We start from the raw sequence: 22,955 nt of genomic DNA on the forward strand, positions 1-22,955 counted from the left end.
ATAGATTTTGTGCACTGGTGTTTCCTTTCGCCGAAAGGAAACTGAACCATCCTCTACGAAGCAGAAGAGAATTTGTTACTGGCCTAATCTCAATGGGTTCTACCCAACCGTATTCACTAGCGGAGTGCGGTCGCCTTTCGGGGAAAGGCTCCACCACATAGATTTTGCGCACTGGTGTTTCCTTTCGCCGAAAGGAAACCCAACCATGTCTGGCGAAGCGAAAAAGAATGTTCTATTCGCCCAGTCTCAATGGGTTCTACCCAACCGTTCGGGCTAGCGGAGTGCGGTCGCCTTTCGGGGAAAGGCTCCACCACATAGATTTTGTGCTCTGGTGTTACCTTTCCCCCGAAAGGAAACCGAACCACGTCCAGCGAAGCGAAAAAGAGTGTTCTATTCGCCCAGTTTCATACGGTTCTACCCAACCCTTTGGGCTAGCGGAGTGCGGTCGCCTTTCGGGGAAAGGCTCTTCCAGTATTGAAATCAGCCAGGCTAGACTGAGGGGAAGGGCTCCACCAAATCCCATCAAAAAAGCCTGGCCTCCATCGTAGGAGACCAGGCTTAGGAAGTACTGGTGCCGAAGGGGGGAGTCGAACCCCCACGCCCGAAGGCACACGCCCCTGAAACGTGCGTGTCTACCAGTTTCACCACTTCGGCGGATACTAGTTTTCAGTAGGTTTCTACTGCAGGGGCCGCAAAGGTAATACGGGGGTTGAATATTCCAAATAGCTGAGCAAAAAAAATTATCGCGGACTAACTCTCTGCATGAATTGTTCGCGGTAACTGCGGCCGATGGGCACTTCGCCCAGTTCGGTGAACACCTGGTTACTCTCGATTTTGCGCACCCGGTCGATGTTGACCAGATAGGACTTGTGGATACGGCAGAAACGGTCGGGGGGCAGGGTGGTTTCCCAGTGTTTGAGGTTGTGGGAGAGGAAGTAGTGTTGGTCCTGGGTGTGGAGGTGGGTGAAGTCTTCGTCGGCCTTGATGTAAACGATGTCTTCAATGTTGATGCGGTAGATCGTCCGGTCGGCCTTGACGAAGAGGTGATCGGGGCCCGCAGCGGTGGAGACTTCCCCCGCCTGGCCGGAGGCCAGGCTTTCGAGCTTGAACACCTTCTCCACGGCCTGCTGGAAGCGGTCGAGGGAAATTGGCTTGAGGAGGTAGTCCACCACGGAAAACTCGTAGCCCTTCAGCGCGTATTCCGAAAAGGCCGTCGTCAGGATGACGTGCGGCCGCTTGGGCAGGATCTCCAAGAATTCCATGCCCGAAATTTTGGGCAGGTGAATGTCCAGGAAGAGGAGGTCAACGTCGTTCTCCTTCAGGTAGGCCAGGGCCGCCACGGGGTCGGTGAAACTCCCGACGCACTCCAGGTCGTCCACCTGGTCAACGTAGCGTTGGAGGATGCGCTGGGCGGGAAGTTGATCCTCAATGATCAGACAGGTCATTCCGGTGGGGATTTGTCGCTAAGCTAAGGGTTCTTGCACAAGGACCTTTCCGGCGGTCACCATCCGGCCCGTTGCTTGTTTCCGGGAGGAGAGGGGCAGCCGCAGGTCCACCACGTAGCGGTCGCCCTGCGGACCGGCTTCCAGGGAGTGGTCTCCCGGATAGAGCAACTCCAGTCGTTTGCGGGTGTTGGCCAAACCGATACCGCTGGTGAGGTACTCGTTCGAGGCGTTTTCGGCGGCCTGAAAGGTGTTCTCGCAGCGGAAGTGGAGTTCGTCCTCCTCGATGTCGGCCACGATCGAAATGTCGATGTCGTCGGCCTGTCCGGACATACTATGTTTGAAGCTGTTCTCCACGAAGGTGATCAGCACCAGGGGGGCAATGAGTTTGCCCTGTGGCTGGCCGTTGACCTGAAAGTGCACCCTTCCGCGGTCCTCCATCTGCAGTTCCTGGAGTTTGATGAAATCCCCCAGATACTGGATCTCCTTGGACAGATCCACAAAGTTCTCCTTGCTTTCGTAGAGCATGTAGCGCATGATGGCCGAAAGCTGCAGGATAATTTCACTGGTTTTTGGGGAGCCTTCCTGGGCGTAGGAATACAGGTTGTTGAGGTTGTTGAACAGGAAGTGGGGGTTGAGCTGGGACTTCAGGAACTGCAGCTGGCTCTCCGCCCGCTCTTTTTCCAGTTCTTCCAGCACGTTCTGTTTTTTCAGGTTGTCCCAGGCAAGTTTGGCGCACACGAAGAAGACGATGGTGGGGCCAATGTCCCAGAGCGTAGGGAGGAAACCGGGGAACTGCTGTCCGGGACCTTCGTTACCAAAGAAGATTTTTTCCATTACGAATTCCTCCACCAGAATGCCGGTACACAGAAAGAGGATCATGAGGGCAACGGCCGTAAAGTATCGTTTCCGGTAAAGGAATTTGGGCAGCACCCAGTAGCTGATCAGCAGGATGACGATCAGATAGTTGATGGCAAAAACGAAGTGCCGCAGCCCGAGGGTTACGTTCTTTCCGGTGCGCTCGTTGTAGTAATCAATCTGCTGGATGAGCACAAAGAAGTAGAGCACCCACAGCGCAAGCTGAAAGAGGGATTCGCGGGAAATCCATTTGGAGAATGTGGTGGTTTTTTCCTGATTCATGGCCGATTGCTTTTGGGGGGGAGCAAAGCGAACCCTCCAAATATAGGTGATTGGAAAGTCGTAAAACGATTCGGAGCGGCAATGAAGGATAAACGACGGTTGAGGAAGGAGGAATGACGCCCCAAAACCGGGAGGCGCCGGGCTTTTCCGTTTAACCCCTGGAACGTGTCGTTCACCGATTTTAGGCAATAACTCAAATCAATAACGGCACTTTTGCAATTGTAATAGTGATTGAATGATGTGGCGATGACCGCAGGTGCCATGCCCTAACCAAATAAGCCTTGCACCTGCGCATCGCCGACTTCAAAAAACAATCAAATATCCCGGCAAGCTTCACCGCGAGCGGGATTTTGCCCCACTTTTCTTGACCCTGACTTTGACTTCCCAATTACCTCAGCTACCATCGACCAAATGAAACGTTTTCAATTTTTTTTCTTCTTTCTAGCAGCCTTACTCTGCCTGGCACCCGGTCTTCTTTCGGCTCAATCGGCCATCATTAAGGGAGAAATCCGGGGCCGGGTAGTGGACGGCTCCAACGGACAACCACTCGACTTCGCCACGGTCAGCCTTTACTCCGCCGCAGATTCTTCGCTGGTGGGCGGTAATACCACCCAGGCAACCGGCGATTTTGTCATCGAAGCCCCCCTCGGCGAATACTACGCCCGGGTGGAATTCCTTGTCTACGAAACCCTCACCATTCCCTCCATTAACCTCACCAAGGGTGCCCGCAAGGTAGACCTGGGCGTGATTGAATTGGCGCCCGAAGCCGAGGAACTGGCGGAAGTGATCGTGACCGCCGAAAAGAGTACCATGCAGATGGGCCTCGATAAAAAGGTGTTTAACGTCGGTAAGGACCTCGCCAGCCAGGGAGGTACGGCCTCCGAACTGCTGGACAACGTCCCCACGCTGCAGGTAGACGTAGAGGGTAACCTCAGCCTGCGTGGCAGCACGGGCGTGCGTATTCTGATCAACGGTCGGCCTTCCGGCCTCATTGGTTCCGATCCCGCCGCCGGACTCCGTAGCATCCCCGCTAACATGATCGAGAAGGTGGAAGTAATCACCAACCCCTCGGCCCGTTACGAAGCGGAGGGTATGGCCGGTATCGTGAACATCGTCCTCAAAAAAGACGATCGTGGTGGCCTCAACGGCTCTTTCGACCTGATCGCCGGTGCCCCGCTCAACCTGGGGACCTCCGTAAACCTGAACTACCGGAAGGATCGCTTTAATTTCTTCGTTAACTACGGACTTTCTTACCGCGAAGGCCCCGGTGGTGGTAGCCAGACCAACACTTTCTTCCGCCCCGAAGGTACCTTCATTACCCTGCAGGAAAGCGACCGTAACCGGAGCGGCATCAACAACAGTCTGCGTTTCGGAGCGGATTACTCCTTCTCCGACAAGAGCGTACTGACCATGGCCGGTATCGTCCGCCGCGGAGACGACGATAATTACAACGAAACCCGCTACTTTGATTACCTGAACGATCTTGATAATCCCACGGGTGCCGTTATCCGGGGGGACAACGAAACCGAAGAAGAGTGGCGCAAGGAGATTAACCTGAGCTACGTGAAAACCTTCGACCGCAAGGGACAAAAATTCTCCGCCGACATCCGCTACCAGGACGACACTGAGCGCGAAGGTTCGGACCTGTTTAACCGCTTCCTGGACGCCAACTTCGACCCCACCGATATGGAGGATGAACTGCAGCGTTCCAACAACACCGAAAGCTCCGATCAACTGATTTTCCAATCCGACTACATCCACCCCTTCGGAGAAGAGGGCCGGATCGAAGTGGGCGTGCGGGGTTCCCGCCGGAACATCGACAACGACTTCCTCGTGGAGGAATTCATCGATCAGGAGTGGATGTCTTTGGCGCAGTTCAGCAACGACTTCAACTACGACGAGACGGTGGCGGCCGCCTACTTCATCATTGGCAACAAGAAGAACCGGTTCAGCTGGCAAGTGGGCCTCCGTCCGGAGTACAGCCGTTTTTCCACCCGCCTGCTGCAGACCGAGGAGGTCAATGACCGGGAGTTCCTGAATCTCTTCCCCAGTGCCTTCGTGGGTTACGAACTTCCCAACAACAATACGCTGCAGTTGAGCTACAGTCGCCGGATCAACCGCCCGCGTTTCTGGGATCTGAACCCCTTCTTTTCCTTCTCCGACGAGCGTAACTTCCGTAGCGGTAACCCCAACCTCAATCCCGAGTTTACGGACTCCTACGAGCTGAGCCACATTAAAATCTTCGACAAAGGTTCCGTGGGGTCCAGCGTGTACTACCGCCGGACGAACAACGTGATCTCCCGCATCCGCCGCGTGAACGACGATAACACCACCATCACCATGCCGGAAAACCTGCTCACCGAAAACGCCTACGGTGTAGAGGTAACCAGTACCTACGATCCAACCAAGTGGTTGCGCCTGAGTGGTGACTTCAACTTTTTCCGGGCCATCACCGACGGTGGTAACCTGGAGGATGACTTCTCGGCCGATGCTACTACCTGGTTTACCCGGGGTACGGTGCGGGTGAGCCCAACGAAAAAAACCGACATCCAGCTCCGCTTCAACTACCGTGCACCCCGCATCGTGCCGCAGGGGCGGAACAAATCCCTGTACAGCTTTGACCTGGCCGCTAGCCAGGATATCATGAAAGATAAAGCCACCCTGACGCTTTCCGTCCGGGACCTCCTGAACTCCCGCCGTTGGCGTTACCTGAACGAAGGGGTAACCAACGGTAATCCTTTCCGGATTGAGGGAGACTTCCAGTGGAGGGTCCGTCAGGTAAGCCTCACCTTCAACTATCGCCTCAATCAGAGTAAAAAGCGCGGTGGCAACCGCGGCGATCGTGGCGGTGACTACGGTGGCGAAGGAGAATTTTAGGTCTATACGAGAGACGAGTTTATCAGTTCATACTACTACGTTCTAACCAAGTACTAGTGTTTTGCCCCCAGGCGGATGGTCCTGGGGGCTTTTTTTATTCCGTATCCACGCTTTCGACGATCTTTGGACCCAACGCAATAAGCACGTATGGGAATGAGAGTGATTCTGACGGGAGCCACGGGAATGATCGGAAGGGCCGTCTTACTGGAGTGTCTGGCATCCGATCGGGTGGACGCCATTCTGGCCGTCACACGCCGGCCGCTGGGCGAAAGTCACCCTAAATTGCGGGAGGCCCTACTGGAAGACTTTACCCGGTTCGAAGAGCTCTCCGGAGCGTTTCGCGACTTCCAGCCCACGGCCTGCTTTCACTGCATGGGCGTATCCTCCGTGGGAATGAATGAGGAAGACTATACGCGCCTTACCCTGGGTGTGGCCGATAGCTTAAGTGCCACGCTGATGGAGGTGAATCCTGAAATAGTATGCTGTTACGTCTCCGGAGCCGGTTCCGACGAAACGGAAAGCAGCCGGACCATGTGGGCCCGCGTGAAGGGAAAAACCGAGAACCTGATCCTGAACCGTGGCTTCCGCGACGCCTATGCTTTCCGGATCGGTGGGGTCATTCCGAGAAAGGGCGTTAAGTCCCGCACGGGATGGGTGAACGTACTGCTCCAGATCATGCGTCCGGCATTTTCTCTGCTCAGCCGCTTTTCGGCCATCATCGAGAGTCCGCAGGTTGGTCAGGCCATGATCAATCTGGTGGAAGCCCCCCACGCCGTGAAGGTATTGGACAACCCCGTTATCGCGGAGGTGGCGGAAAGAGGGCAGGAAAAGTAATTCGGGAAAAGAAAAACCGCGCCAATCCGTAGAGATAGACGCGGTTTATTCAGGGAGTACCGACGGCGGGAATCGAACCCGCACTTCCGAAGAAACTGGATTTTGAATCCAGCGCGTCTACCAATTCCGCCACGTCGGCCTGGAGACAGGGTAGAAACCGCACGACCTAGTCATAAAGTTCTCCCTGCAGAAGCGGGGCAAAGGTAATGAACCCGCACTAACTTTTTCATCGGAGAAAAAGAATTTTCTCCCGGATGTTCACTGTGTACTGAGGCCTACTTTTCGTCCAGGAGTTCCGCCTGGAGATCGTACTCCGTTGCCCCGGTCACCCGGGCTTTGACCATGTCTCCGGTCCTCAGGTAGGCCTGGTGGGCGGGGAGGTAGACTTCGTTGTCCACTTCGGGGCTGTCAAATTCCGAGCGCCCGACATAAAACTCCGCATCCTTACGGTCGATGAGTACCGTAATCTCCTGACCTACCCGGCTTTCGTTCAGTTCGAGGCTGATCTCCTGCTGGATTTCCATGAGACGATTGGCCCGCTCGGCCTTCACTTCTGCGGGCACGTCGTCTTCCGCCTCGTGGGCGCTGGTATCTTCTTCGTGGCTGTACTGGAAAACCCCCAGGCGTTCGAAGCGCATCTCCCGCACGAAATCGCAGAGTTCCGCGAACTCCTCCTCGGTTTCGCCGGGGTAACCCACCAGGAAGGTGGTCCGGATGGCGATTCCGGGCACCCGTTCCCGGGCGTACCGGATGAGGTCTTCGGTCTCGGCGCGGGTAATTTGCCGGCGCATCCGCTTCAGTACGGCATCACTACCGTGCTGCAGGGGAATATCGAGGTAGTTACAAACTTTGGGCTGTTCGGCCATCACGTCAAAGACCTCCCGGGGAAACTTGCTGGGGTAGGCGTAGTGGAGGCGAATCCACTCAATACCCTCCACACCCGCCAGGGCCTCCAGCAGTTGGGGTAGTGCCCGTTCTTTGTAGAGGTCCAGTCCGTAATAGGTGAGCTCCTGGGCGATGAGCATCAACTCCTTGACGCCCTGCCGGGCCAGGTGCTCGGCCGATTTGACCAGGTCGTCGATGGGACGACTGACGTGCTTGCCCCGCATGAGGGGAATGGCGCAGAAGGAGCAGGTCCGGTTGCAGCCTTCACTGATTTTCAGGTAGGCGTAGTGTTCCGGGGTGGTGATGAAACGTTCACCGATGAGCTCGTGCTTGTAGTCCGCCTGCAGACGGTTCAGGAGCCCCGGCAGTTCCATGGTGCCGAAATAGTCGTCTACCTCGGGAATTTCCTCCTCCAGTTGGTCCTTGTATCGCTGGCTCAGGCAGCCCGTAACGTAGAGTTTTTCAATCTCTCCCCGGCTCTTCCGGTCGGCGTAGTCCAGGATGGTGTTCACGCTTTCTTCCTTCGCCAGGTCAATAAAACCACAGGTATTGACGATCACGATATTGGCCTCCTCATTGCTGTCGTGGCGTACTTCGTAATCGTTGGCCTGTAACTGGGTGATGATATTCTCGGAATCCACCAGATTCTTCGAACACCCCAGGGTAATGACGTTGACCTTGTCCGGTCGTAGCGTTTTGGTTTTCATGCACTTGCGCTTAGCGGCCGCAAAGATACTCCGATTTTTGTACCCATTGTTACTTTCCGCTCATGACTTTGGCTTGGGATTGATCGCCGGTTTTATGGGCAAAAGCTTCGGAAAGCACGGGTTCACCTTCACGTACGCAGAAAGTCATAGCTCTGCCGGGCACTTTTAAGTGAACTTCCGGCATAATTACCGTCCTGCTCGACCATACAGTACTTCACGCCCAGCTCCTGGCCGTACCGCATCAGGTCCTTGATGGGAATGTCTCCTTCGTCCAGCTCCTCGAAGGCATCGGGCGGTACGTCGTCCAGCCGGGTGACCACCGGCGTGCCGCGGTGTAGTTGCTTGAGGTGCAGCAGTTCTACGCGGTCGCTGATTCGGTCGAGCACGACTTTGGGGTCCTGTCCGGCGATCTGCGCCCAGAAAACGTCGAGTTCAAAGGGGATCAATTCGCCATCCATTCGGTCCAGCAGCAGGTCGAAACCGGTAGTTCCCTCCACCGGGTCCCACTCGAAATTATGGTTATGATAGGCCATCTGCAGGCCGTTTTCTTTGGCTTGCAGACCGGCCTCGTTGAGCTGGTCGGCCAGCCGCTTCCAGTCATCGGCCGTTTGCCGGGATTCGGGACGGAGGTAACCAAAAACGAGGTGACTCAGGCCGGCCTCGCCGGCCTGGTCGATCGCCTCCGTAAACTCGAAGGGAGTTTCCTCCGGCAACAGATCCCACCGACCGGTGATGGTGGCCCACTGAAGAAAACTGGAGTGAATGGCCAGTCCCAGGTCGTCACAAATCGGTTTAAGGTCGGTGAGCGTACGCGTGTCCCCGAACTCCACCTGCCGGTACCCAATGTCCCGCAGGGTCGTCAGCGTAGTCCGTGGGTCAATTCCCATTTGGTCACGGACGGTCCAGAGTTGAAGGCCAAGACTTTCGAGGTAGGGCAGGGGGGGCTCGGGAGTGGACATGGTTGAAGTATCGGTATTGGCAGTTTCGGTCGTATTTCCTCCGCACCCCAGGAAGGGCAGACTGGCCAATCCCAGTACACTCTGGCGGACGAATTGACGACGATTGGAACGATTAAGCATGAAGTCGGTTTGGCGAGGGTTTATGCCAGCAAGACGGGCTGGGGCCTAGCGAATGCTTACTTCCTCACCGTTAATTTCCGTGACGAAGGCATCGGAAGTAAATCTGGACCGAATCACGTTCAGGGCTTCAAACAATTCCTCCTCGGTGTCGTAACTCAACCGGATGCCTACCCGGGTCAGCCGGCCTTCCGGACGGGAGTAGGCCTCGTAGCCCGCTTCCTTGATCCGACGCAGATTTTTCTCCACGTTGCGGTCTTGCCCGTACAAACCCGTGGCAATGATGGCCACGTTGGGGCTGCCCGGAGACGGGGTAGTGGACGGTGTGCGGGGAGGCGTCACTGGCGCGGGTTCTTCCGTAGATGACGGGACCTCACCGGAAGGCTCCTCCGGTCTCGTTGGTGGCTGGTTTAATCTCGGCGGATCGTCGGGGCGAACCCGATCGGCATCCACGGGGGGAGGCGTGGGGCGAACGGAAGTAGCGGGTGGCGGCACGTTCAGGCGGTCGTCAGGAATCTCGGTGGCCTGGGGTTCCAGAGGGTCTTCCTCGCTGGTGCCCGCAATGGTCTGGGCCAGTCGCCAGAGGATCACCGCCAGCAAAATTACCCCAAGGACCGCCGCAACGTACCAGAGGATTTGTCGCAGGGCCGGATCCTGAAGGAGATTGGATTTGGGAGTGCTTTGCCCCGCAGCCGTTCCGGTGACCAACATAGGATCATCGGCCGTACTGCTTCTGCGTTTTTCCGTTCTTACTACCGGCTGAAGGGCAATTTCGGGGAGCCCGAAACTGTCTTTGCTGTAGTTGTCACCGGAGGCCGTGAACCGCATCTGACCGTCGTAATGCTTGAACAGCCTACCCACACCTTCAATGGTGAACGACCGTCCGGCGTCAAGGGCTTCGGAAGTGCTGGCTAGGAAGAGCTTGAGCTCCTTTTCGAGCACCTGCGGGTCAATTTCCGTGGTGGAGATCAGGTACTGCAGTATTTTGCCGTCGTCCAGGACCAGGTTTTCATTAAAGGTCACGCGTTCCGAAGGAGGCAGGGCCTTTCCTTCCACCGGACTGATCAGAGCCGGCTGGGGGGCCAGCTGGAGGGTCCCCAGGCCCGGAAGGCCTACTTTCCCTTCTTCCATCAATAATTCCCGAATGGCGGTGACGATCTGTTCGGTCATTGGGTAAAGGTACGGAAAGGCACTAATTTAGTACCGTGCCGAAAGGCTGGATTAATCCGAAATGGTCGGAATCAGTCCTGCGTCCACCCGATGTGGAAAAGCGCATCGCCCTGGCTAACCACCGCGGCATTGGCGTGCCCGATGATGAAGCCGTCCCGGGGGGAAAGGACGCGTTTATCCGACCGCTTACCCTGGGGGTCAGCAATGAAGCCGATCGGTTCGCCCTTACGGACGGAGAACCCGCTCTTTTTTGTCCACTGAAACAGTCCGGCCCGGCTAGCCCGCAGCCAGCTGCTCTGGGTCAGTACGCGGGGAGGAACACTGGGCTCGGCTGGGGCCCCGGCCAGCATCTTTTCGTGCTGTAACAGCCGTCGAATACCAACTACGCCCGCTTCGATGCTCTGGCTGTCGTAGCGTAGGTTCTCCCCACCTTCAAAGGTGAGCACCGGTAAATCATAGTTTTTAAGTGCCACCCGGCGTAAAGATTTCGCGGGTGCCCGGTTGGCCATGATGAGCGGTGGGGCAAAATATTCGGCGGCAATTCTGGCCCGCTCATCACCGGTATTGTACCGAATCTGAGGATAATTATAGGTTCCCCGTCCGCCGGTATGGAAATCTACCACGAGGTCGATGTGGGGCAGGATATTCCGATGTAATCCATTGGCGATTCTACTGGCCAGAGAGCCTGCGTTACTGCCGGGGAAACTCCGGTTGACGTCCTTGCCGTCGGGCACGTCGCGGCTGAAATTATTGAAGCCGTAAACGTTCAGCAGGGGAATGGCAATGACCGTTCCGCACTGGAGATCGCTGAATATTTTGGCCCGTACGCACCGGCGTACGATCTCCACGCCATTGATTTCGTCTCCGTGTACACCGGCCAGGAACAGGATGGTCTTGCCGGGTTTGTAGGCCCGGTAGACGGAAGCCCGAATCTGTACGGGATTGCCACTCGGCAGCTGCCCGGCCGCTACTTCAACTTCACCAGACTGGCCGGGATAAAACTCTCCGTCGGCAATGGTAATGGGGGCAATGTCACTCATGTAGATACTTTACTAACTGCGTAATCAATGATGGCGCCGGCAATGTCCACTCCCGTGGCCGCCTCGATACCTTCCAGACCGGGACTGGCGTTGACCTCCATCAGCAGTGGTCCTCGCTGACTGGGTAGCAAATCAACACCCGCAATTTCCACCCCGACCAACCTGGCGGCCTTGAGGACGAGGGCTTCGTCTTCCGGACTTAGTTGAACGGCCCGGGCCGTGGCACCCCGGTGGATGTTGGCCCGGAATTCGTCCCCCGTGGCCCGGCGCTCCATCGTAGCTACCACCCGGTCTCCGACCACAAAGGCCCGGATATCCACCCCCCGGCTTTCGGCGATGTATTCCTGCAGGATTACCCGATCCTGAAACCGGAGAAATCCTTCTACGATACGCTCCAACTGAAAGGGAGTAGTAGCCAGGGCAACGCCAACCCCGTGGGTGCTTTCCAGCAATTTGACGACCACCGGATAACTGTTCATCCTTTTGGCCGCCAGCCGGGCTTCCCGGGTACTGAAGCAGAGAATGGTTTGCGGAATGGGGACGTCGTTTCGGGCGAGCACCTGAAGACAGCTCATCTTATCCCGCGCCAACATGAGGGCGTCAGCGTTCAGGGTGTGCGGAACGCCGAGAATATCCAGGTGGCGGATAATGGACGCTCCCCGAGCCGTAATGTTAGCCCCGATGCGGGGAATGGCCACCTGGGGTAAATCCAGGGGTTTACCGTCTAGCAGTATCGCCGTATTGCCCTGGGCGAGGAAAGGGCTGCATAAGGCATGGTCCGTTACCTCCGTCCAGTGCATCCGGGCCTTACCCGCCTCGACGAGGCGACGGGTACTGTACAAGCTTGGTCCGCGGGAGAAAACCGTAATGCGCATGGGGGAAAGGTAAGAAGACTGTCGCTAAGCGTTGGTCGAGATTCTTGTCAACTGGCCGGAATGAAGACTTTTTGGTGCATGTGGAAAGAACTCAGACGGCATAATCCGATTTTAGGGGAAGAAGCGATTATTAAAGTCCAAACAAGCTCATAATTAAAAAATCTGTATCATATTACCGGAACACTAACAACCCGATCAAGACCAAAGTAACTGCATGACCACTCCAACCCCCTTACAGGACCTGCTATCGGACCCAATTTTTCTTCCCGAGTTTCACCAGCAACTGCTGCCCAAGTTCCTGACGACACAGCGGTGGTTCACCAGTAAGGGGAAGTCCATTGCGGCCTGTAGCCTGGACCACTTTTTCGCGATCACCTCCCGTACGGGGATTCTGCTGGTTTCGGTGAAGTTTACCGACGGCAGTCTGGAACGCTATCAGATGCCAATGGCCTGGATCAAAGACGGAGGGGCTGTAGAGGACTATCTGGCGAGCCACCCCAAACTGGTCGTGACGGAACTGGCCGCGGGTGGAATTCTTGCCGATGCCGTACCCCTACCGGAGTTTCGTAAGGGCATCTTTGACAGTATTCGCCAGAATATCCGCCGGGAGGACGGATTTAATTGTGAGGCCGGGCGGGCGCTGGAGGAGGCTTCGGTATCGAGTGAAAGCATCGTGCCGGCCATCGATACGAGTAATACGGCCATTATCTACGGCGATCAGTTTTTCTTCAAGCTTTTTCGCAAGCTGGACCCCGGCCTGAATCCCGATCTGGAGTTGGTACGATTCCTTTCCGAACACGGCGGATTCGATAATTGCCCGCCCTACGGCGGTAGCGTTGGGGTAGGGGACATGGCCGACGAGCACTACCTCAACCTCGGTATGCTGAGCGGGAAGGTGGACAACCTCGGTGATGCCTGGGAGTTTTTTCAGGGGCTCACCGCTCGCTACTACGCTAGCGACGGTCCCGTGGACGCGGAGACCCTTCAACGAGCCGCACTGTTGGGAACACGTACGGCCGAAATGCATCTGGCACTTAACCGGGGCGCTACCGCAGGTGCCCTGCTTACCCCAACGGCCATGACCCGGGAATATCGCCGGGAAATCTGTGCCGCGGCGGCGAAAATACTGAGTCGACAGATGAAGGAACTCAGTGGTAAATTGGCCGATCTTGCTCCGGCCCAGCGGGAGCTGGCCAGCCGGGTGGTCGCGCTGGAAGACCAACTGCAGGAGCGGCTTAACCGGTTGCAGGACGCCGAGGTCAACTGCGACCTCATCCGAATTCACGGTGATTATCACCTCGGCCAGGTACTGGTTACCGAGGATGATTTCTACATCATCGACTTTGAGGGGGAGCCCCTGCTGAGTATCCCCGAGCGCCGGCGTCGCCGTCCGGCCCTGAAGGACGTGGCCGGGATGCTCCGGTCCTTCCACTACGCCGCCCAGGGACAACTCCTGCTCAACCCCGACCGCTACGATGCGGCCCGCCGGGCCGCCCTGGCCGACCGGGCCGCCACCTGGAATGACCGGGTGTCGGAAGCCTACCTGACCGCCTACTACGAGCGCTGCGGAGATGCGGCCTTCCTGCCCGCTGCCGACGGGGACCGGCAGCTGCTCCTCGACCTCTTCACCCTGGAAAAGGCCGTCTACGAAGTGGCCTATGAACTGAACAGCCGTCCGGACTGGCTCGCCATACCGCTGGGGGGCGTGCTCGAGGTCGCCGGAGAATAGTGAGCCACTGGTCCTTTAGTTGAGTGGCTGCGGCACTGGATTGTCATGGGTCAGCAACCAGCGTTCACCATACACGGAGGAGTAATACACTCGAATGTCAAGGCTATCGTTGTTGATGAGCTGATAGAGTGTCCGAGCTCCCCTGGGGGTGTTTTCGGGAATATCGGCTTCTTCAAGGCCAAGATCTGTTTTCATTTTCTTGTCTAACATCTGGATCATCAGTACGTTACGCTCCGACTGGAGTACTTGTCCGGGATAAACATCGGCCTGAAAGAAGATGATTGAATCATTTTCTCCCAACCGATCGTTCAGGTAATCGACCAAAGAGGGATATTCCTCCTCCCCGTACCGTACTATGCAGGAATCAATGAAGGCCGGCCCAATCCCCTGATTTGTAAGCCTGAATTGATAGGAAATAGTGCCGGAATAGTAGTTGGACAACGATAGATAGGGAAGGGCCATAGTGTACTGGTGCTCCCGAATCAGATTGGTCTGATACACGAAGACCGCGAGGGTCAGGATGCTGATGAGTATGGCGGTCAAACTCAGTAATCGATCGCTGGAAAGTAATTTTTTGGCCATCTGGGAGCGCTTTTTTTACCACCGGCAGGAAATACTGCCCACCTTTGGAATAGTCTGATGCTCAGTAACTTGTTTTCTACGGGAATGAAAATGCAGCGAATTGCTGATTTCACCAAGCGTTTGGGGACTCTGCCGACTAGTGAATACTGCCCGGACCCCTTACCTTCGCGGCTAAATTCGACGGTATGGGCATGCGCATCGCTCTTTTGGGCTACGGCAAGATGGGACGAATCATCGAGGAGTTGGCGATCGCCGACGGTGATGAAATCGTCCTGAAGGTGGACGAATCCAACCGGGACGACATCGGTCCGGAGGATCTGTCGGCCGCCGACGTGGCCATCGAATTCAGTCGGCCGGAAGCCGCCGTAGGCAATATCGAACTGGCCCTCAGCGCCGGGGTTCCGATCGTGGTAGGAACCACCGGGTGGCTACACGAACTGCCGGCCATTACCCAACGGGTGGAGCAGGAAGCTGGCGCCCTTTTCTGGGCTTCCAACTTCAGTGTGGGGGTTAACGTATTCTTCGCCACCGCCAAACGGGCGGCCGAACTGCTGAGTTCCTTCGGTGGGTACCGGGCGTCCGTGGAGGAAATCCACCACGTGCACAAACTCGATGCTCCCAGCGGGACGGGGATTACGCTGGCGGAAACGGTAGCCGCGGCCATGGCGGACTACGACAGCTGGGAATTATCCTCCGTTGACAGCGCTGCCCCACAGAAGCGCATTGCACCTGCGTCCGCGCCAAAAACTGGAAAACAACCGCTGCCGATAAGCTCCGTTCGTCGGGACGAGGTGCCCGGAACCCACCGGCTGAGTTTGGTGTCCGAAGTCGATACCCTGGAAGTCAATCACCGCGCTCATTCGCGTAGGGGCTTTGCCCAGGGAGCTCTGGTGGCCGCTCGCTGGATACGGGATAAGCGGGGCGTGTTCACCATGAATGATCTGTTGGGGATTTAACGCCACTCAGCGGGACGCCAAAAAATTGACCAGCAGCGCACTCCGTGTTCTATCTTTGCCGCCATACTCAATTCCACCCATTGATGCGATTCCTTATTTGTGCCCTATTGTTTCTGGCTGGCAGCCTCAGCCTGGCGGCCCAGCTCCCCAACACCCAGGTGTATGTTTTTGACATTGCCCAAAAAGACACTAGCCTGGTATTTTCCAAGCCTCGCTACCTGACGGCCTTCAACCAACTGGGGTACAACAATCAACCCCACTGGCTGGATAGGAACGTCCTGATGATGTCCGTGCAGTTGCCGGAAATGGAGCAGCCCGACATCTTCAGCTTTGACCTGAACACGAACACCCGCACGCGGATGACCCGGACCCGCTCCGGCGAATACAGCCCCAAGGCCATCGGCGACGGCCGTAAATTTTCGGCCGTACGTCAGGAATACCTCGGTCGGGACACGGTGCTGCGCCTCTGGGAGTTCCCCGCCAACCTCACCGACAATGGCCGGCCGGTATTCAAATACATCAACGGCATCGGCTACTACGAGTGGCTGAATTCCTCGCAGCTGGCGCTCTTCATCGTCGGTAACCCCAATACCCTGGCCATTGCCTCGGCCGATTCGGATCGCCCCCGAGTGCTGGCTACCGAAGCTGGCCGCTGCTTCAAGCGCCTGCCCAACGGTAATCTCGCCTACGTCTCCAAGGCCGAACCCGGCTGGACGCTGGTGGAGCAAAACCTCTACCGTCTCAACGATCCTCCGCGCCTGGTAACCACCGTTGTTCAGGGATCGGAAGACTTTGCCATCCTCCGCGACGGCAGCTACCTGATGGCTGGAGGAAGCAAAATTTTCCGTTTTGACCCCATCCGCTCTCCCCAGTGGACGGAGGTGGTGGACCTGCGGTTCTACGGCATCAAGAACATTACCCGTTTGGAATCAAACGGCTTTGGACAACTGGCCATCGTGGCCGAAAACTAAACCCGTGCTGCCTCGATTTGGCGGCCAGCCGGCCTAACCGTCCGGATTTATCTAACCAAGACCAAATTTAACTACGAGCATGATTATTGGTTGCCCTAAAGAAATTAAGAACAACGAATACCGGGTGGCACTTACCCCCGGTGGCACTATGGAGTTGGTTCGCCGCGGACATACCGTATACGTACAGACTGGGGCTGGCGTCGGTAGCGGCTACAGCGACGAGGACTACGTGGAGGCCGGAGCCGAGGTGTTGCCCACCATCGAGGACGTCTACGCCAAGTCAGAAACCATTGTGAAGGTCAAGGAGCCCATCGAGGCGGAGTACGACCTGGTCCGCGAAGGACAGTTTCTGTTCACCTACTTCCACTTCGCCAGCTCCCGCCCCCTGACGGAAGCCATGGTGAAGAGTGGTGCCATTTGCCTGGCCTACGAAACCGTCGAGGGCCCCAACGGCGGCCTGCCCCTTTTGGTTCCCATGAGTGAGGTGGCCGGCCGGATGGCCGTCCAAAACGGCGCCAAGTACCTCGAGAAACACGCCGGCGGACGCGGCATCCTCCTCGGTGGCGTCCCCGGGGTTCCTCCCGCGCGGGTCCTCATCCTCGGTGGTGGGGTAGTGGGCATGGAAGCGGCCAAAATGGCCGCCGGTCTGCACGCCAACGTCATCCTGATGGACATCAACCTGGAGCGCCTCCGCTACCTGGCCAACGTCCTGCCCGCCAACGTCACCCTCGTCTACAGTAACGAGTACAACATCCGCCACGAACTTCCCCGCGTGGACCTGATCGTGGGTGCCGTACTCATTCCCGGAGCCAAGGCTCCCCACCTGATTACCCGGGAAATGCTCTCGGAGATGAACGACGGAACGGTGGTCGTTGACGTCGCGGTCGACCAGGGAGGTTGCATCGAGACCTGCCACCCGACTACCCACGAAAACCCGACCTACGTCGTCGATGGCGTGACCCACTACTGTGTGGCCAACATGCCGGGTGCCGTGCCCTTTACCAGCACGCTGGCCCTCACCAACGCCACCTTCCCCTACCTGCTGCAGATTGCGGAAAAGGGATGGGAACGCGCCACCATGGAGAACGAAGGACTGGCCAAAGGACTCAACGTCGTACGCGGTAAGATTGTCTATCAGCCCGTGGCGGAGGCCTTCGGGATGTAATCCGGACCATCCGAAACCGTATATTGAATGGCCCGCGAGATAGCTTGCGGGCCATTTACCTTTCAAGCCATGTCGTACACCCTTACCCCACTGCCCACCCGAAGCCCCACTGGCCAACGCTACGGGATGATGAAGGGGGCGGAACGGATGAGTTTCCGGGAAGTATTCAACGGTTGGAGGCAAGACGACGCTTTTCGGTTGGCCTACCACGAAGCGTTGAAACAACAGTCTGATCTGGCCGCCTTCTGGGAGCACCCGTTGGTCACCAGCCAAACGCTGGATGCACCCTACGAATGTGCGCTGGTATCCAGTGGAGCCCTGGCCCGGTTGCGTCCCAATCCGGAGCCGTTTGGCGAATACCTCCGCGGAAAGACGGGCACCGTGGCTTTTGCGAACTTACGGGGAGATGCGATGATGGTCGTTCCGGCCGCCGGGCCGGAGGGGCAAGGGTACGCTCACCTCCTGGACTTCGTCCGGGAGGCCTCCCCGGGGGAATTGCATGATTTCTGGCGAGCCGTTGGCCGGGAAACGCTGCGGCTGTTGCCCCAGCGTGGGGTATACCTGAATACGCACGGCCTGGGCGTAAGTTGGTTGCACGTCCGACTGGATTCCCGCCCCAAATACTACAGTTTTGCGGCTTACCGATGAAGCGGGGTGCGGGACCCTAATTCTGGCACCGAAGGTCAATCTTTTCCGCGGGACCCGTAAATTTCGGTATGAAAGAATCTAAAAGCCGGGTGGAGGCCATCAGTGACTCCATCTTTGCCTTTGCGGCGACCCTGGTAGTGGTCTCGCTGGATATTCCGGAAGACTTCACCGAGCTGAAGGCTTCCCTGGGTAGTTTTATCCCTTTCGGCATCAGCTTTTTCGCCCTGGTGATGATCTGGCGGACCCACTACAACTTCTTCCGGCGTTCGCAATTTGTTGATACCTGGGTGATTGCCCTCAATATGATGATGCTTTTTGTGGTGCTGTTCTACGTCTATCCCCTGAAATTTCTGGCCAACCTGGCCTTCGGGGAGGCCAAAATCTCGGGTTGGGATCAATTTGCCGAACTCTTCGAATTGTACAGTCTGGGCTTCGCGGCTATCTTCTTCTTCCTGGGCATGATGTACTTTGCGGCCGCCCGCAAACCGGCCACGAACGCGAAGTTGATGCGCTTCTGGGGGCGTCACTTTCTGATCTTCACCGGGATGGGGATACTCAGTATCATCCTCTCGCTCACGGGCGTTGGCCTCCGGATTGGTCTGCCTGGATTCGTTTACGCGCTGTTGGGGCCCCTGTGTTATCTCCACGCCAGGCTTTATGGTGGTGCTACCGAAACGGAGGAGGATGCAACGGAATAAGGAGCGGCTACCGTGGGGAAACTTCGCCATTGCGCTGGTGTGGTTGCTTAACGGCCTTTTGGCCAAAGTGATGGGGTTGGTTCCCCGGCACGAGGCAATTGTGGGCGAAATTCTGGGCTCGACCTACTCCCGGGAGCTGACCCTGCTAATTGGCCTGGGAGAGATGGCCCTGGCGGGCTGGATTGTGGTGGGCAAATTCCCGAAGCAAACGGCCATCGGGCAAATCATCATTATCCTGAGCATGAACGCCCTGGAGACCCTGTTGGCGCCGGAATGGCTCCTTTGGGGCAGGTGGAATTTCCTTTTCGCCCTGATATTTTGTGGCTTCATTTACCTGGAGGCTTTTTACCTCCGGAAGAGCCAACAATCAACCTGACCGGTTACGGTCTCTTTCAATAAATGTTCCGAAAACATGATCCGCCTACCCAGCCATCCCTTTGGCGTTGATGCTTTTTTTCGTCGGTCGGTGGTACTGACGTTTGCGTTACCGCAGGTGCAATTATTGCCCCGGTTGCCGGCGCCTCTGGAACTGGACGGTTTTGCGGATCAGTATGGATTTGTGGCCTTTGCCCTGGTGGATACCACCGCCCTGCGCCCCAGTGGTTTCCCGGACTGGATGGGCCAGGACTTTTTCCTGGCCGGCTACCGCATTTTCGTTCGCTTCCGCGATGAACGGGGAAGAAGGCTCCGGGGTCTGTACATCCTCGAATCCCAAACGGACAGTTGGCGCATGACCCTGCTGGGTAACGCCATGACCCACTACAATTACCGCCGCATCACGGTAGGCGGGGAAGACCAGGAGGACCGTCAAACCATCTTTTCTCCCAGCGAAGGTTTTTCGGTCACCTATTCTTCCGCCGACGATGAAGCCGGGTTGCCTCCGGGTAGTCCCTTTTCCTCCTGGAAGGAAGCCCGTCGCTTTGCCGGACCGATGCCCTTCACCTTTACCTACCTTGCGCAGCAGGACCGGGTCATGATTGTGGAGGGGGTACGCCGGGACTGGACGCCGGTACCCGTCAACATCCACGACTGGAAACTACCCTGGCTCGACCGTCAGGGCTGGGGAGACGCCGTACTGGCCAGCGCCTTCGAGGTAACTAACGTGCCCTATCACTGGAAAAAAGGAAGAACGGAATCATGGAGACCAAACGAGTACCCTGGCAGGGGGTAAAGAACATCGTCCGGTTCAATTACCACTTCTATCTCCTGGCTGCGGTTGGCATCGGGGGCTTGTTGGTGGTGGCGGCCTTCAGTTCCGGGTGGTTATCCTTATTGCCGCAAGTTCTCGCGGGCATGGTACTGGTGACCACCGCGGTATCCCTGCTGGTTTCCGCCTGGATTTATGACTGGTCGGATCTGTATTCCTTCGGCTGGCTACGACTTCGGGACCGTCCCGGCAAAATTACTTCGGTGATCAACATCCACGCAGGTTTTGACGAAACCAGTCGCCCGCTACGCCAGCTCTTCCCCGATGCCTCCCTGGAAGTGTATGACTTCTACGACCAAGAGCGGCACACCGAAGTGTCCATTGCCCGCGCCCGGCGGGCTTATCCACCTTATCCGGGAACCATCCGGATGGACGCCCGTCGGCCGGAAACCATCTCCGGGCGGGCTGACCTCATTTTCCTGATGCTGGCGGCCCACGAAATCCGGGACCGCGAAGAACGCCTTGCGTTCTTTCGTGGACTATCCGAAAAACTACTGCCGGGAGGGGAGTTGGTGGTCCTGGAACATTCCCGCGACTGGATAAACTTTCTGGCCTTCAACCTAGGCTACCTGCATTTCTACGCCCCACGGGAATGGCGGACGACTTTTTCCCGGGCGGGATGGACCATTCGTGAGGAACATCGTCTCACCCCCTTCTTGCGCGCCTACTATCTTGTGACCTGATGGAAGTACAAATTCAAATCGTGGGTGGCCTTCTGTTGGTGCTGGCCATCATTCACGTCATCTTTCCCCGGTATTTCAACTGGAGGGAAGAGCTGGCCGGCCTGCAATTGATCAACCGGCAAATGATGCAGGTGCACACCTTCTTTATTGCCCTGACGGTGGGCCTGATCGGACTGTTATGCCTGACGTCGGCTCCGGAAATAGTGGGCACCCCGCTGGGGCGAAAATTGGCGATTGGGTTGGCCGTCTTCTGGGGCCTGCGCTGGTGCTTCCAGTTTTTTGTTTACTCCCCGGACCTGTGGAAAGGAAAGACCTTTGAAACCACGGTACACGTGGTCTTTGGCCTGTTGTGGACCTACCTTGCCTTCTTGTTCACCCTCGTGGCCCTAGGCTGAAATTTGGCGCTAGTTTGGATTTTACTAATTGACCCCCATAGGTCAGAAAAGTAAAACCTAAACAAGCTCTCACTCTTTGCGGGGCTGCCAGCCGGACAAGCGCAGTCTTCCCGTGATTTCTCCCTTCACCAGGTCCCTTTTAACCTCTTCAATGCGACCCCGTCCAAAACCATAGGTGCCGATTTCCAGCTTTTGGGCAATCTCGGGATGCTGTAATTCATCCAGCAAGTAGGTGATGCCGGCGCGGTCGGTGAGGGTGTAGACGGCGCTCGGTTCGCGGCCAAGTGCGGAGGTCTTCTGGTATCCCGCCACATAAAATTGCCAGCCATCAATGAGCTGCAGGGGCTCCAGCACGGGCTCCAAAGCGCCGTGGTCCTTCATCCGCAGGAAACTCAACTCCACCTCCAGTTGATCGGGGGGAATGGAAGATGCATCAAAGTCTTGCCCTCCGCAGGAGAGGAGCAAGGTGGCGAGAAGAATCAGGGAAGGGAGGCGCACTTTTTTGCCGGTAATTTACGGGGCTTTTTGTGCTCCTACGGTACGGAACGTAGGGGAAAGATGGTCCCCTGCTCCGGGGATGGTCGTGGTTAGGGGGCGAGAGGACCGTCATGATACTGAAACGCACCACCACTTCCGGCATCAGTTGGGTCAAGGTGGGAACCTTCTGTTCAAGACCAAAAATTACCAACGGCCATGATCACACGTTTGTGCATTGGGCTTCCGCTCCTCCTTATTGTCCTGAACCTGGGGCCCCTTTACGGCGAAGCACTAACCGGCGAAACCGGTTTACATTGGCAACCTTTGGAGGGTCAGATGTCGATTGAGGTAGTTGATGTTTCCCGGTTCTGTCGATTGGTTCCGCCCGCCAAGAAAGTCAGGATTGAAGAAACCGTGCTATACGGGGTGGCCCACTACAAGATTACCACCCCAAAGGCTACCTATTTTCTGGACCGCCTGGCCGGGGGCTTTTCGTCGATCATCGATGAAGATGGTTGGGACTGGGTGGCGTACCGGCCCGCCAGGAACAAAACGGTACCCGGGTCGGCCGGTAACGCCTTCCGGGGTCTTCCCAATATGGTCTTTCTGCCCGGTAGGGACGAGGGCGCCGGGCACCCGGGCTTTTCGGCCACCCAATCGGTGAAAAAGGTGGCCAAAAACCGGATTCGTTGCGTGAGCAATTCGGGAAAGTTTGTCTGGGAATTCACCTTTTGGGACACCTACCTACGCATGGAACTACTGAAGACGGATCCGAAACTGCCCCACTGGATTCTGTACGAGGGGCCGGTGGGCGGAACCTACCACCCCGCGGAGGCCTACTGGGGAACGGCAGACAGCATCAGCTACCAAACCCCCAATCTGATGGAGGGTGGCCCCCGGTTGCTCAACGAATCCTGGTGCTACTTCGGAGACAAAAATACTCCTCGGGTCTTCTTTGCCGTCCAGCAGCAAGCCGACGATCACCCTGATTTACTGGCCTACATGGGGGCGGAAGCCGCGGGGCTGAAGTCTTCTGACGGGATGATTGTCTTTGGCTTTGGCCGGGACGGCAACACGCGACCCCAAATAACCGCTCCTAATACCTACTACTTCGGGTTTTATCCGCACAATCTTCACCGGGAACCGGACAAGCGGAAAGAACTACGGGTATTTATTGAACTACTCCGACGAATGAATTAAGGTTCCGTTGAAATGAACCCGGCCGTACCCATACACCCGGCACCCGCACCCCGTGGCAATTTCTAAAAAACCAGTGGCCCCTAAGCGCCCCGCAGAACCCGGGGACATTGCCTAAGGGTAAGCTACTCCACTTGACCCAAGGTGCTATTTAATTTTGGAACCACGAGCACTCTGAGCCCCCGGTGCTTATCCACCGAT

General features: G+C 56.9%; 22 protein-coding genes and 2 tRNA genes. 13 read left to right on the forward strand and 11 right to left on the reverse strand.

Annotation, left to right across the window (positions count from 1 at the left end):
• Positions 1–569: 569 nt before the first annotated feature.
• The 3 genes from E1J53_RS04480 to E1J53_RS04490 form a co-directional block, all read right to left on the reverse strand.
• A tRNA-Leu gene (locus tag E1J53_RS04480) sits at positions 570–654 on the reverse strand.
• Between the two features lie 86 nt (positions 655–740).
• A complete protein-coding gene (locus E1J53_RS04485; protein WP_134271758.1) occupies positions 741–1,445 on the reverse strand; it encodes a LytTR family DNA-binding domain-containing protein in 705 nt (234 codons plus the stop codon).
• An 18-nt stretch (positions 1,446–1,463) separates the two neighbouring features.
• Positions 1,464–2,582, reverse strand: a complete 1,119-nt coding sequence (locus E1J53_RS04490) for a sensor histidine kinase (RefSeq protein WP_134271759.1) — start codon at positions 2,580–2,582, stop codon at positions 1,464–1,466.
• 411 nt (positions 2,583–2,993) lie between these two features.
• On the opposite strand from E1J53_RS04490, the gene E1J53_RS04495 reads away from it, so the two are divergent.
• Complete coding sequence (locus E1J53_RS04495; protein WP_134271760.1) at positions 2,994–5,459, forward strand: outer membrane beta-barrel family protein; 2,466 nt, start codon at positions 2,994–2,996, stop codon at positions 5,457–5,459.
• Between the two features lie 153 nt (positions 5,460–5,612).
• Positions 5,613–6,293: an NAD-dependent epimerase/dehydratase family protein gene (locus E1J53_RS04500; protein ID WP_216650003.1), complete on the forward strand. Its 681-nt coding sequence runs from the start codon at positions 5,613–5,615 to the stop codon at positions 6,291–6,293.
• Between the two features lie 57 nt (positions 6,294–6,350).
• Here the strand turns inward: E1J53_RS04500 and E1J53_RS04505 are convergent.
• The 6 genes from E1J53_RS04505 to E1J53_RS04530 form a co-directional block, all read right to left on the reverse strand.
• Positions 6,351–6,432 (reverse strand) — tRNA-Leu (locus E1J53_RS04505).
• A 136-nt stretch (positions 6,433–6,568) separates the two neighbouring features.
• Positions 6,569–7,885, reverse strand: a complete 1,317-nt coding sequence (rimO, locus tag E1J53_RS04510) for a 30S ribosomal protein S12 methylthiotransferase RimO (protein WP_134271762.1) — start codon at positions 7,883–7,885, stop codon at positions 6,569–6,571.
• Between the two features lie 128 nt (positions 7,886–8,013).
• Complete coding sequence (locus E1J53_RS04515) at positions 8,014–8,964, reverse strand: sugar phosphate isomerase/epimerase (RefSeq protein WP_134271763.1); 951 nt, start codon at positions 8,962–8,964, stop codon at positions 8,014–8,016.
• A 45-nt stretch (positions 8,965–9,009) separates the two neighbouring features.
• Positions 9,010–10,131: a hypothetical protein gene (locus E1J53_RS04520; RefSeq protein ID WP_134271764.1), complete on the reverse strand. Its 1,122-nt coding sequence runs from the start codon at positions 10,129–10,131 to the stop codon at positions 9,010–9,012.
• A 71-nt stretch (positions 10,132–10,202) separates the two neighbouring features.
• The gene (locus tag E1J53_RS04525; RefSeq protein WP_154640135.1) at positions 10,203–11,171 is read right to left on the reverse strand and encodes a succinylglutamate desuccinylase/aspartoacylase family protein; all 969 of its coding nucleotides are present in this window, start codon (positions 11,169–11,171) and stop codon (positions 10,203–10,205) included.
• Positions 11,168–12,046 (reverse strand): RimK family alpha-L-glutamate ligase, encoded by an 879-nt coding sequence (locus tag E1J53_RS04530; RefSeq protein ID WP_134271765.1) that lies wholly within the window; start codon positions 12,044–12,046, stop codon positions 11,168–11,170. Before E1J53_RS04530 ends, E1J53_RS04525 begins: the two co-directional genes overlap by 4 nt.
• Positions 12,047–12,260: 214 nt before the next feature.
• Here E1J53_RS04530 and E1J53_RS04535 point away from each other — a divergent pair, with 214 nt between their 5' ends.
• Complete coding sequence (locus E1J53_RS04535; RefSeq protein WP_134271766.1) at positions 12,261–13,775, forward strand: putative maltokinase; 1,515 nt, start codon at positions 12,261–12,263, stop codon at positions 13,773–13,775.
• Between the two features lie 15 nt (positions 13,776–13,790).
• Here E1J53_RS04535 and E1J53_RS04540 read toward each other — a convergent pair whose 3' ends face one another.
• Positions 13,791–14,357, reverse strand: a complete 567-nt coding sequence (locus E1J53_RS04540; protein ID WP_134271767.1) for a hypothetical protein — start codon at positions 14,355–14,357, stop codon at positions 13,791–13,793.
• 191 nt (positions 14,358–14,548) lie between these two features.
• On the opposite strand from E1J53_RS04540, the gene dapB reads away from it, so the two are divergent.
• The 9 genes from dapB (at position 14,549) to E1J53_RS04585 (ending at position 21,080) form a co-directional block, all read left to right on the forward strand.
• Positions 14,549–15,313, forward strand: a complete 765-nt coding sequence (dapB, locus tag E1J53_RS04545; protein ID WP_134271768.1) for a 4-hydroxy-tetrahydrodipicolinate reductase — start codon at positions 14,549–14,551, stop codon at positions 15,311–15,313.
• Between the two features lie 83 nt (positions 15,314–15,396).
• Entirely contained in the window at positions 15,397–16,284 is an 888-nt protein-coding gene (locus E1J53_RS04550) for a hypothetical protein (RefSeq protein WP_134271769.1), read from the forward strand.
• Positions 16,285–16,363: 79 nt separating this feature from the next.
• Positions 16,364–17,449 (forward strand): alanine dehydrogenase, encoded by a 1,086-nt coding sequence (ald, locus tag E1J53_RS04555; RefSeq protein ID WP_134271770.1) that lies wholly within the window; start codon positions 16,364–16,366, stop codon positions 17,447–17,449.
• Between the two features lie 69 nt (positions 17,450–17,518).
• Positions 17,519–18,097, forward strand: coding sequence for a hypothetical protein (locus E1J53_RS04560; RefSeq protein WP_134271771.1), 579 nt, complete (start codon positions 17,519–17,521; stop codon positions 18,095–18,097).
• A gap of 68 nt (positions 18,098–18,165) precedes the next feature.
• On the forward strand, positions 18,166–18,795 hold the full coding sequence (locus E1J53_RS04565) for a TMEM175 family protein (RefSeq protein WP_134271772.1): 630 nt from the start codon (positions 18,166–18,168) through the stop codon (positions 18,793–18,795).
• Positions 18,782–19,171 carry a DoxX-like family protein gene (locus E1J53_RS04570; protein WP_134271773.1) on the forward strand — a complete coding sequence of 130 codons (390 nt, stop codon included), beginning with the start codon at positions 18,782–18,784 and terminating at the stop codon, positions 19,169–19,171. The genes E1J53_RS04565 and E1J53_RS04570 overlap by 14 nt, the downstream gene beginning before the upstream one ends.
• A 36-nt stretch (positions 19,172–19,207) precedes the next feature.
• Positions 19,208–19,966 (forward strand): DUF2071 domain-containing protein, encoded by a 759-nt coding sequence (locus tag E1J53_RS04575; protein WP_134271774.1) that lies wholly within the window; start codon positions 19,208–19,210, stop codon positions 19,964–19,966.
• Positions 19,933–20,685, forward strand: a complete 753-nt coding sequence (locus E1J53_RS04580; protein ID WP_134271775.1) for a class I SAM-dependent methyltransferase — start codon at positions 19,933–19,935, stop codon at positions 20,683–20,685. Before E1J53_RS04575 ends, E1J53_RS04580 begins: the two co-directional genes overlap by 34 nt.
• The gene (locus E1J53_RS04585) at positions 20,685–21,080 is read left to right on the forward strand and encodes a hypothetical protein (RefSeq protein ID WP_134271776.1); all 396 of its coding nucleotides are present in this window, start codon (positions 20,685–20,687) and stop codon (positions 21,078–21,080) included. Before E1J53_RS04580 ends, E1J53_RS04585 begins: the two co-directional genes overlap by 1 nt.
• Positions 21,081–21,149: 69 nt before the next feature.
• Here the strand turns inward: E1J53_RS04585 and E1J53_RS04590 are convergent, their stop codons facing one another.
• Entirely contained in the window at positions 21,150–21,578 is a 429-nt protein-coding gene (locus E1J53_RS04590; RefSeq protein WP_134271777.1) for a hypothetical protein, read from the reverse strand.
• Between the two features lie 195 nt (positions 21,579–21,773).
• On the opposite strand from E1J53_RS04590, the gene E1J53_RS04595 reads away from it, so the two are divergent.
• Positions 21,774–22,757 carry a hypothetical protein gene (locus E1J53_RS04595; RefSeq protein ID WP_134271778.1) on the forward strand — a complete coding sequence of 328 codons (984 nt, stop codon included), beginning with the start codon at positions 21,774–21,776 and terminating at the stop codon, positions 22,755–22,757.
• Positions 22,758–22,955: the final 198 nt, after the last annotated feature.

The organism is Lewinella sp. W8, assembly GCF_004375085.3.
GTDB lineage: Bacteria > Bacteroidota > Bacteroidia > Chitinophagales > Saprospiraceae > Neolewinella.

What these genes read in the sequence shown, in the direction of transcription:
- E1J53_RS04485 (WP_134271758.1), bottom strand. Translation starts at nt 1,445, where the DNA reads ATGACCTGTCTGATCATTGAGGATCAACTTCCCGCCCAGCGCATCCTC.
- E1J53_RS04595 (WP_134271778.1), top strand. Translation starts at nt 21,774, where the DNA reads ATGATCACACGTTTGTGCATTGGGCTTCCGCTCCTCCTTATTGTCCTG.
- E1J53_RS04540 (WP_134271767.1), bottom strand. Translation starts at nt 14,357, where the DNA reads ATGGCCAAAAAATTACTTTCCAGCGATCGATTACTGAGTTTGACCGCC.
- E1J53_RS04535 (WP_134271766.1), top strand. Translation starts at nt 12,261, where the DNA reads ATGACCACTCCAACCCCCTTACAGGACCTGCTATCGGACCCAATTTTT.
- E1J53_RS04565 (WP_134271772.1), top strand. Translation starts at nt 18,166, where the DNA reads ATGAAAGAATCTAAAAGCCGGGTGGAGGCCATCAGTGACTCCATCTTT.
- dapB (WP_134271768.1), top strand. Translation starts at nt 14,549, where the DNA reads ATGCGCATCGCTCTTTTGGGCTACGGCAAGATGGGACGAATCATCGAG.
- E1J53_RS04575 (WP_134271774.1), top strand. Translation starts at nt 19,208, where the DNA reads ATGATCCGCCTACCCAGCCATCCCTTTGGCGTTGATGCTTTTTTTCGT.
- E1J53_RS04580 (WP_134271775.1), top strand. Translation starts at nt 19,933, where the DNA reads ATGGAGACCAAACGAGTACCCTGGCAGGGGGTAAAGAACATCGTCCGG.
- E1J53_RS04585 (WP_134271776.1), top strand. Translation starts at nt 20,685, where the DNA reads ATGGAAGTACAAATTCAAATCGTGGGTGGCCTTCTGTTGGTGCTGGCC.
- rimO (WP_134271762.1), bottom strand. Translation starts at nt 7,885, where the DNA reads ATGAAAACCAAAACGCTACGACCGGACAAGGTCAACGTCATTACCCTG.
- E1J53_RS04520 (WP_134271764.1), bottom strand. Translation starts at nt 10,131, where the DNA reads ATGACCGAACAGATCGTCACCGCCATTCGGGAATTATTGATGGAAGAA.
- E1J53_RS04490 (WP_134271759.1), bottom strand. Translation starts at nt 2,582, where the DNA reads ATGAATCAGGAAAAAACCACCACATTCTCCAAATGGATTTCCCGCGAA.
- E1J53_RS04550 (WP_134271769.1), top strand. Translation starts at nt 15,397, where the DNA reads ATGCGATTCCTTATTTGTGCCCTATTGTTTCTGGCTGGCAGCCTCAGC.
- E1J53_RS04515 (WP_134271763.1), bottom strand. Translation starts at nt 8,964, where the DNA reads ATGCTTAATCGTTCCAATCGTCGTCAATTCGTCCGCCAGAGTGTACTG.
- E1J53_RS04495 (WP_134271760.1), top strand. Translation starts at nt 2,994, where the DNA reads ATGAAACGTTTTCAATTTTTTTTCTTCTTTCTAGCAGCCTTACTCTGC.
- E1J53_RS04570 (WP_134271773.1), top strand. Translation starts at nt 18,782, where the DNA reads ATGCAACGGAATAAGGAGCGGCTACCGTGGGGAAACTTCGCCATTGCG.
- ald (WP_134271770.1), top strand. Translation starts at nt 16,364, where the DNA reads ATGATTATTGGTTGCCCTAAAGAAATTAAGAACAACGAATACCGGGTG.
- E1J53_RS04560 (WP_134271771.1), top strand. Translation starts at nt 17,519, where the DNA reads ATGTCGTACACCCTTACCCCACTGCCCACCCGAAGCCCCACTGGCCAA.
- E1J53_RS04500 (WP_216650003.1), top strand. Translation starts at nt 5,613, where the DNA reads ATGAGAGTGATTCTGACGGGAGCCACGGGAATGATCGGAAGGGCCGTC.
- E1J53_RS04525 (WP_154640135.1), bottom strand. Translation starts at nt 11,171, where the DNA reads ATGAGTGACATTGCCCCCATTACCATTGCCGACGGAGAGTTTTATCCC.
- E1J53_RS04530 (WP_134271765.1), bottom strand. Translation starts at nt 12,046, where the DNA reads ATGCGCATTACGGTTTTCTCCCGCGGACCAAGCTTGTACAGTACCCGT.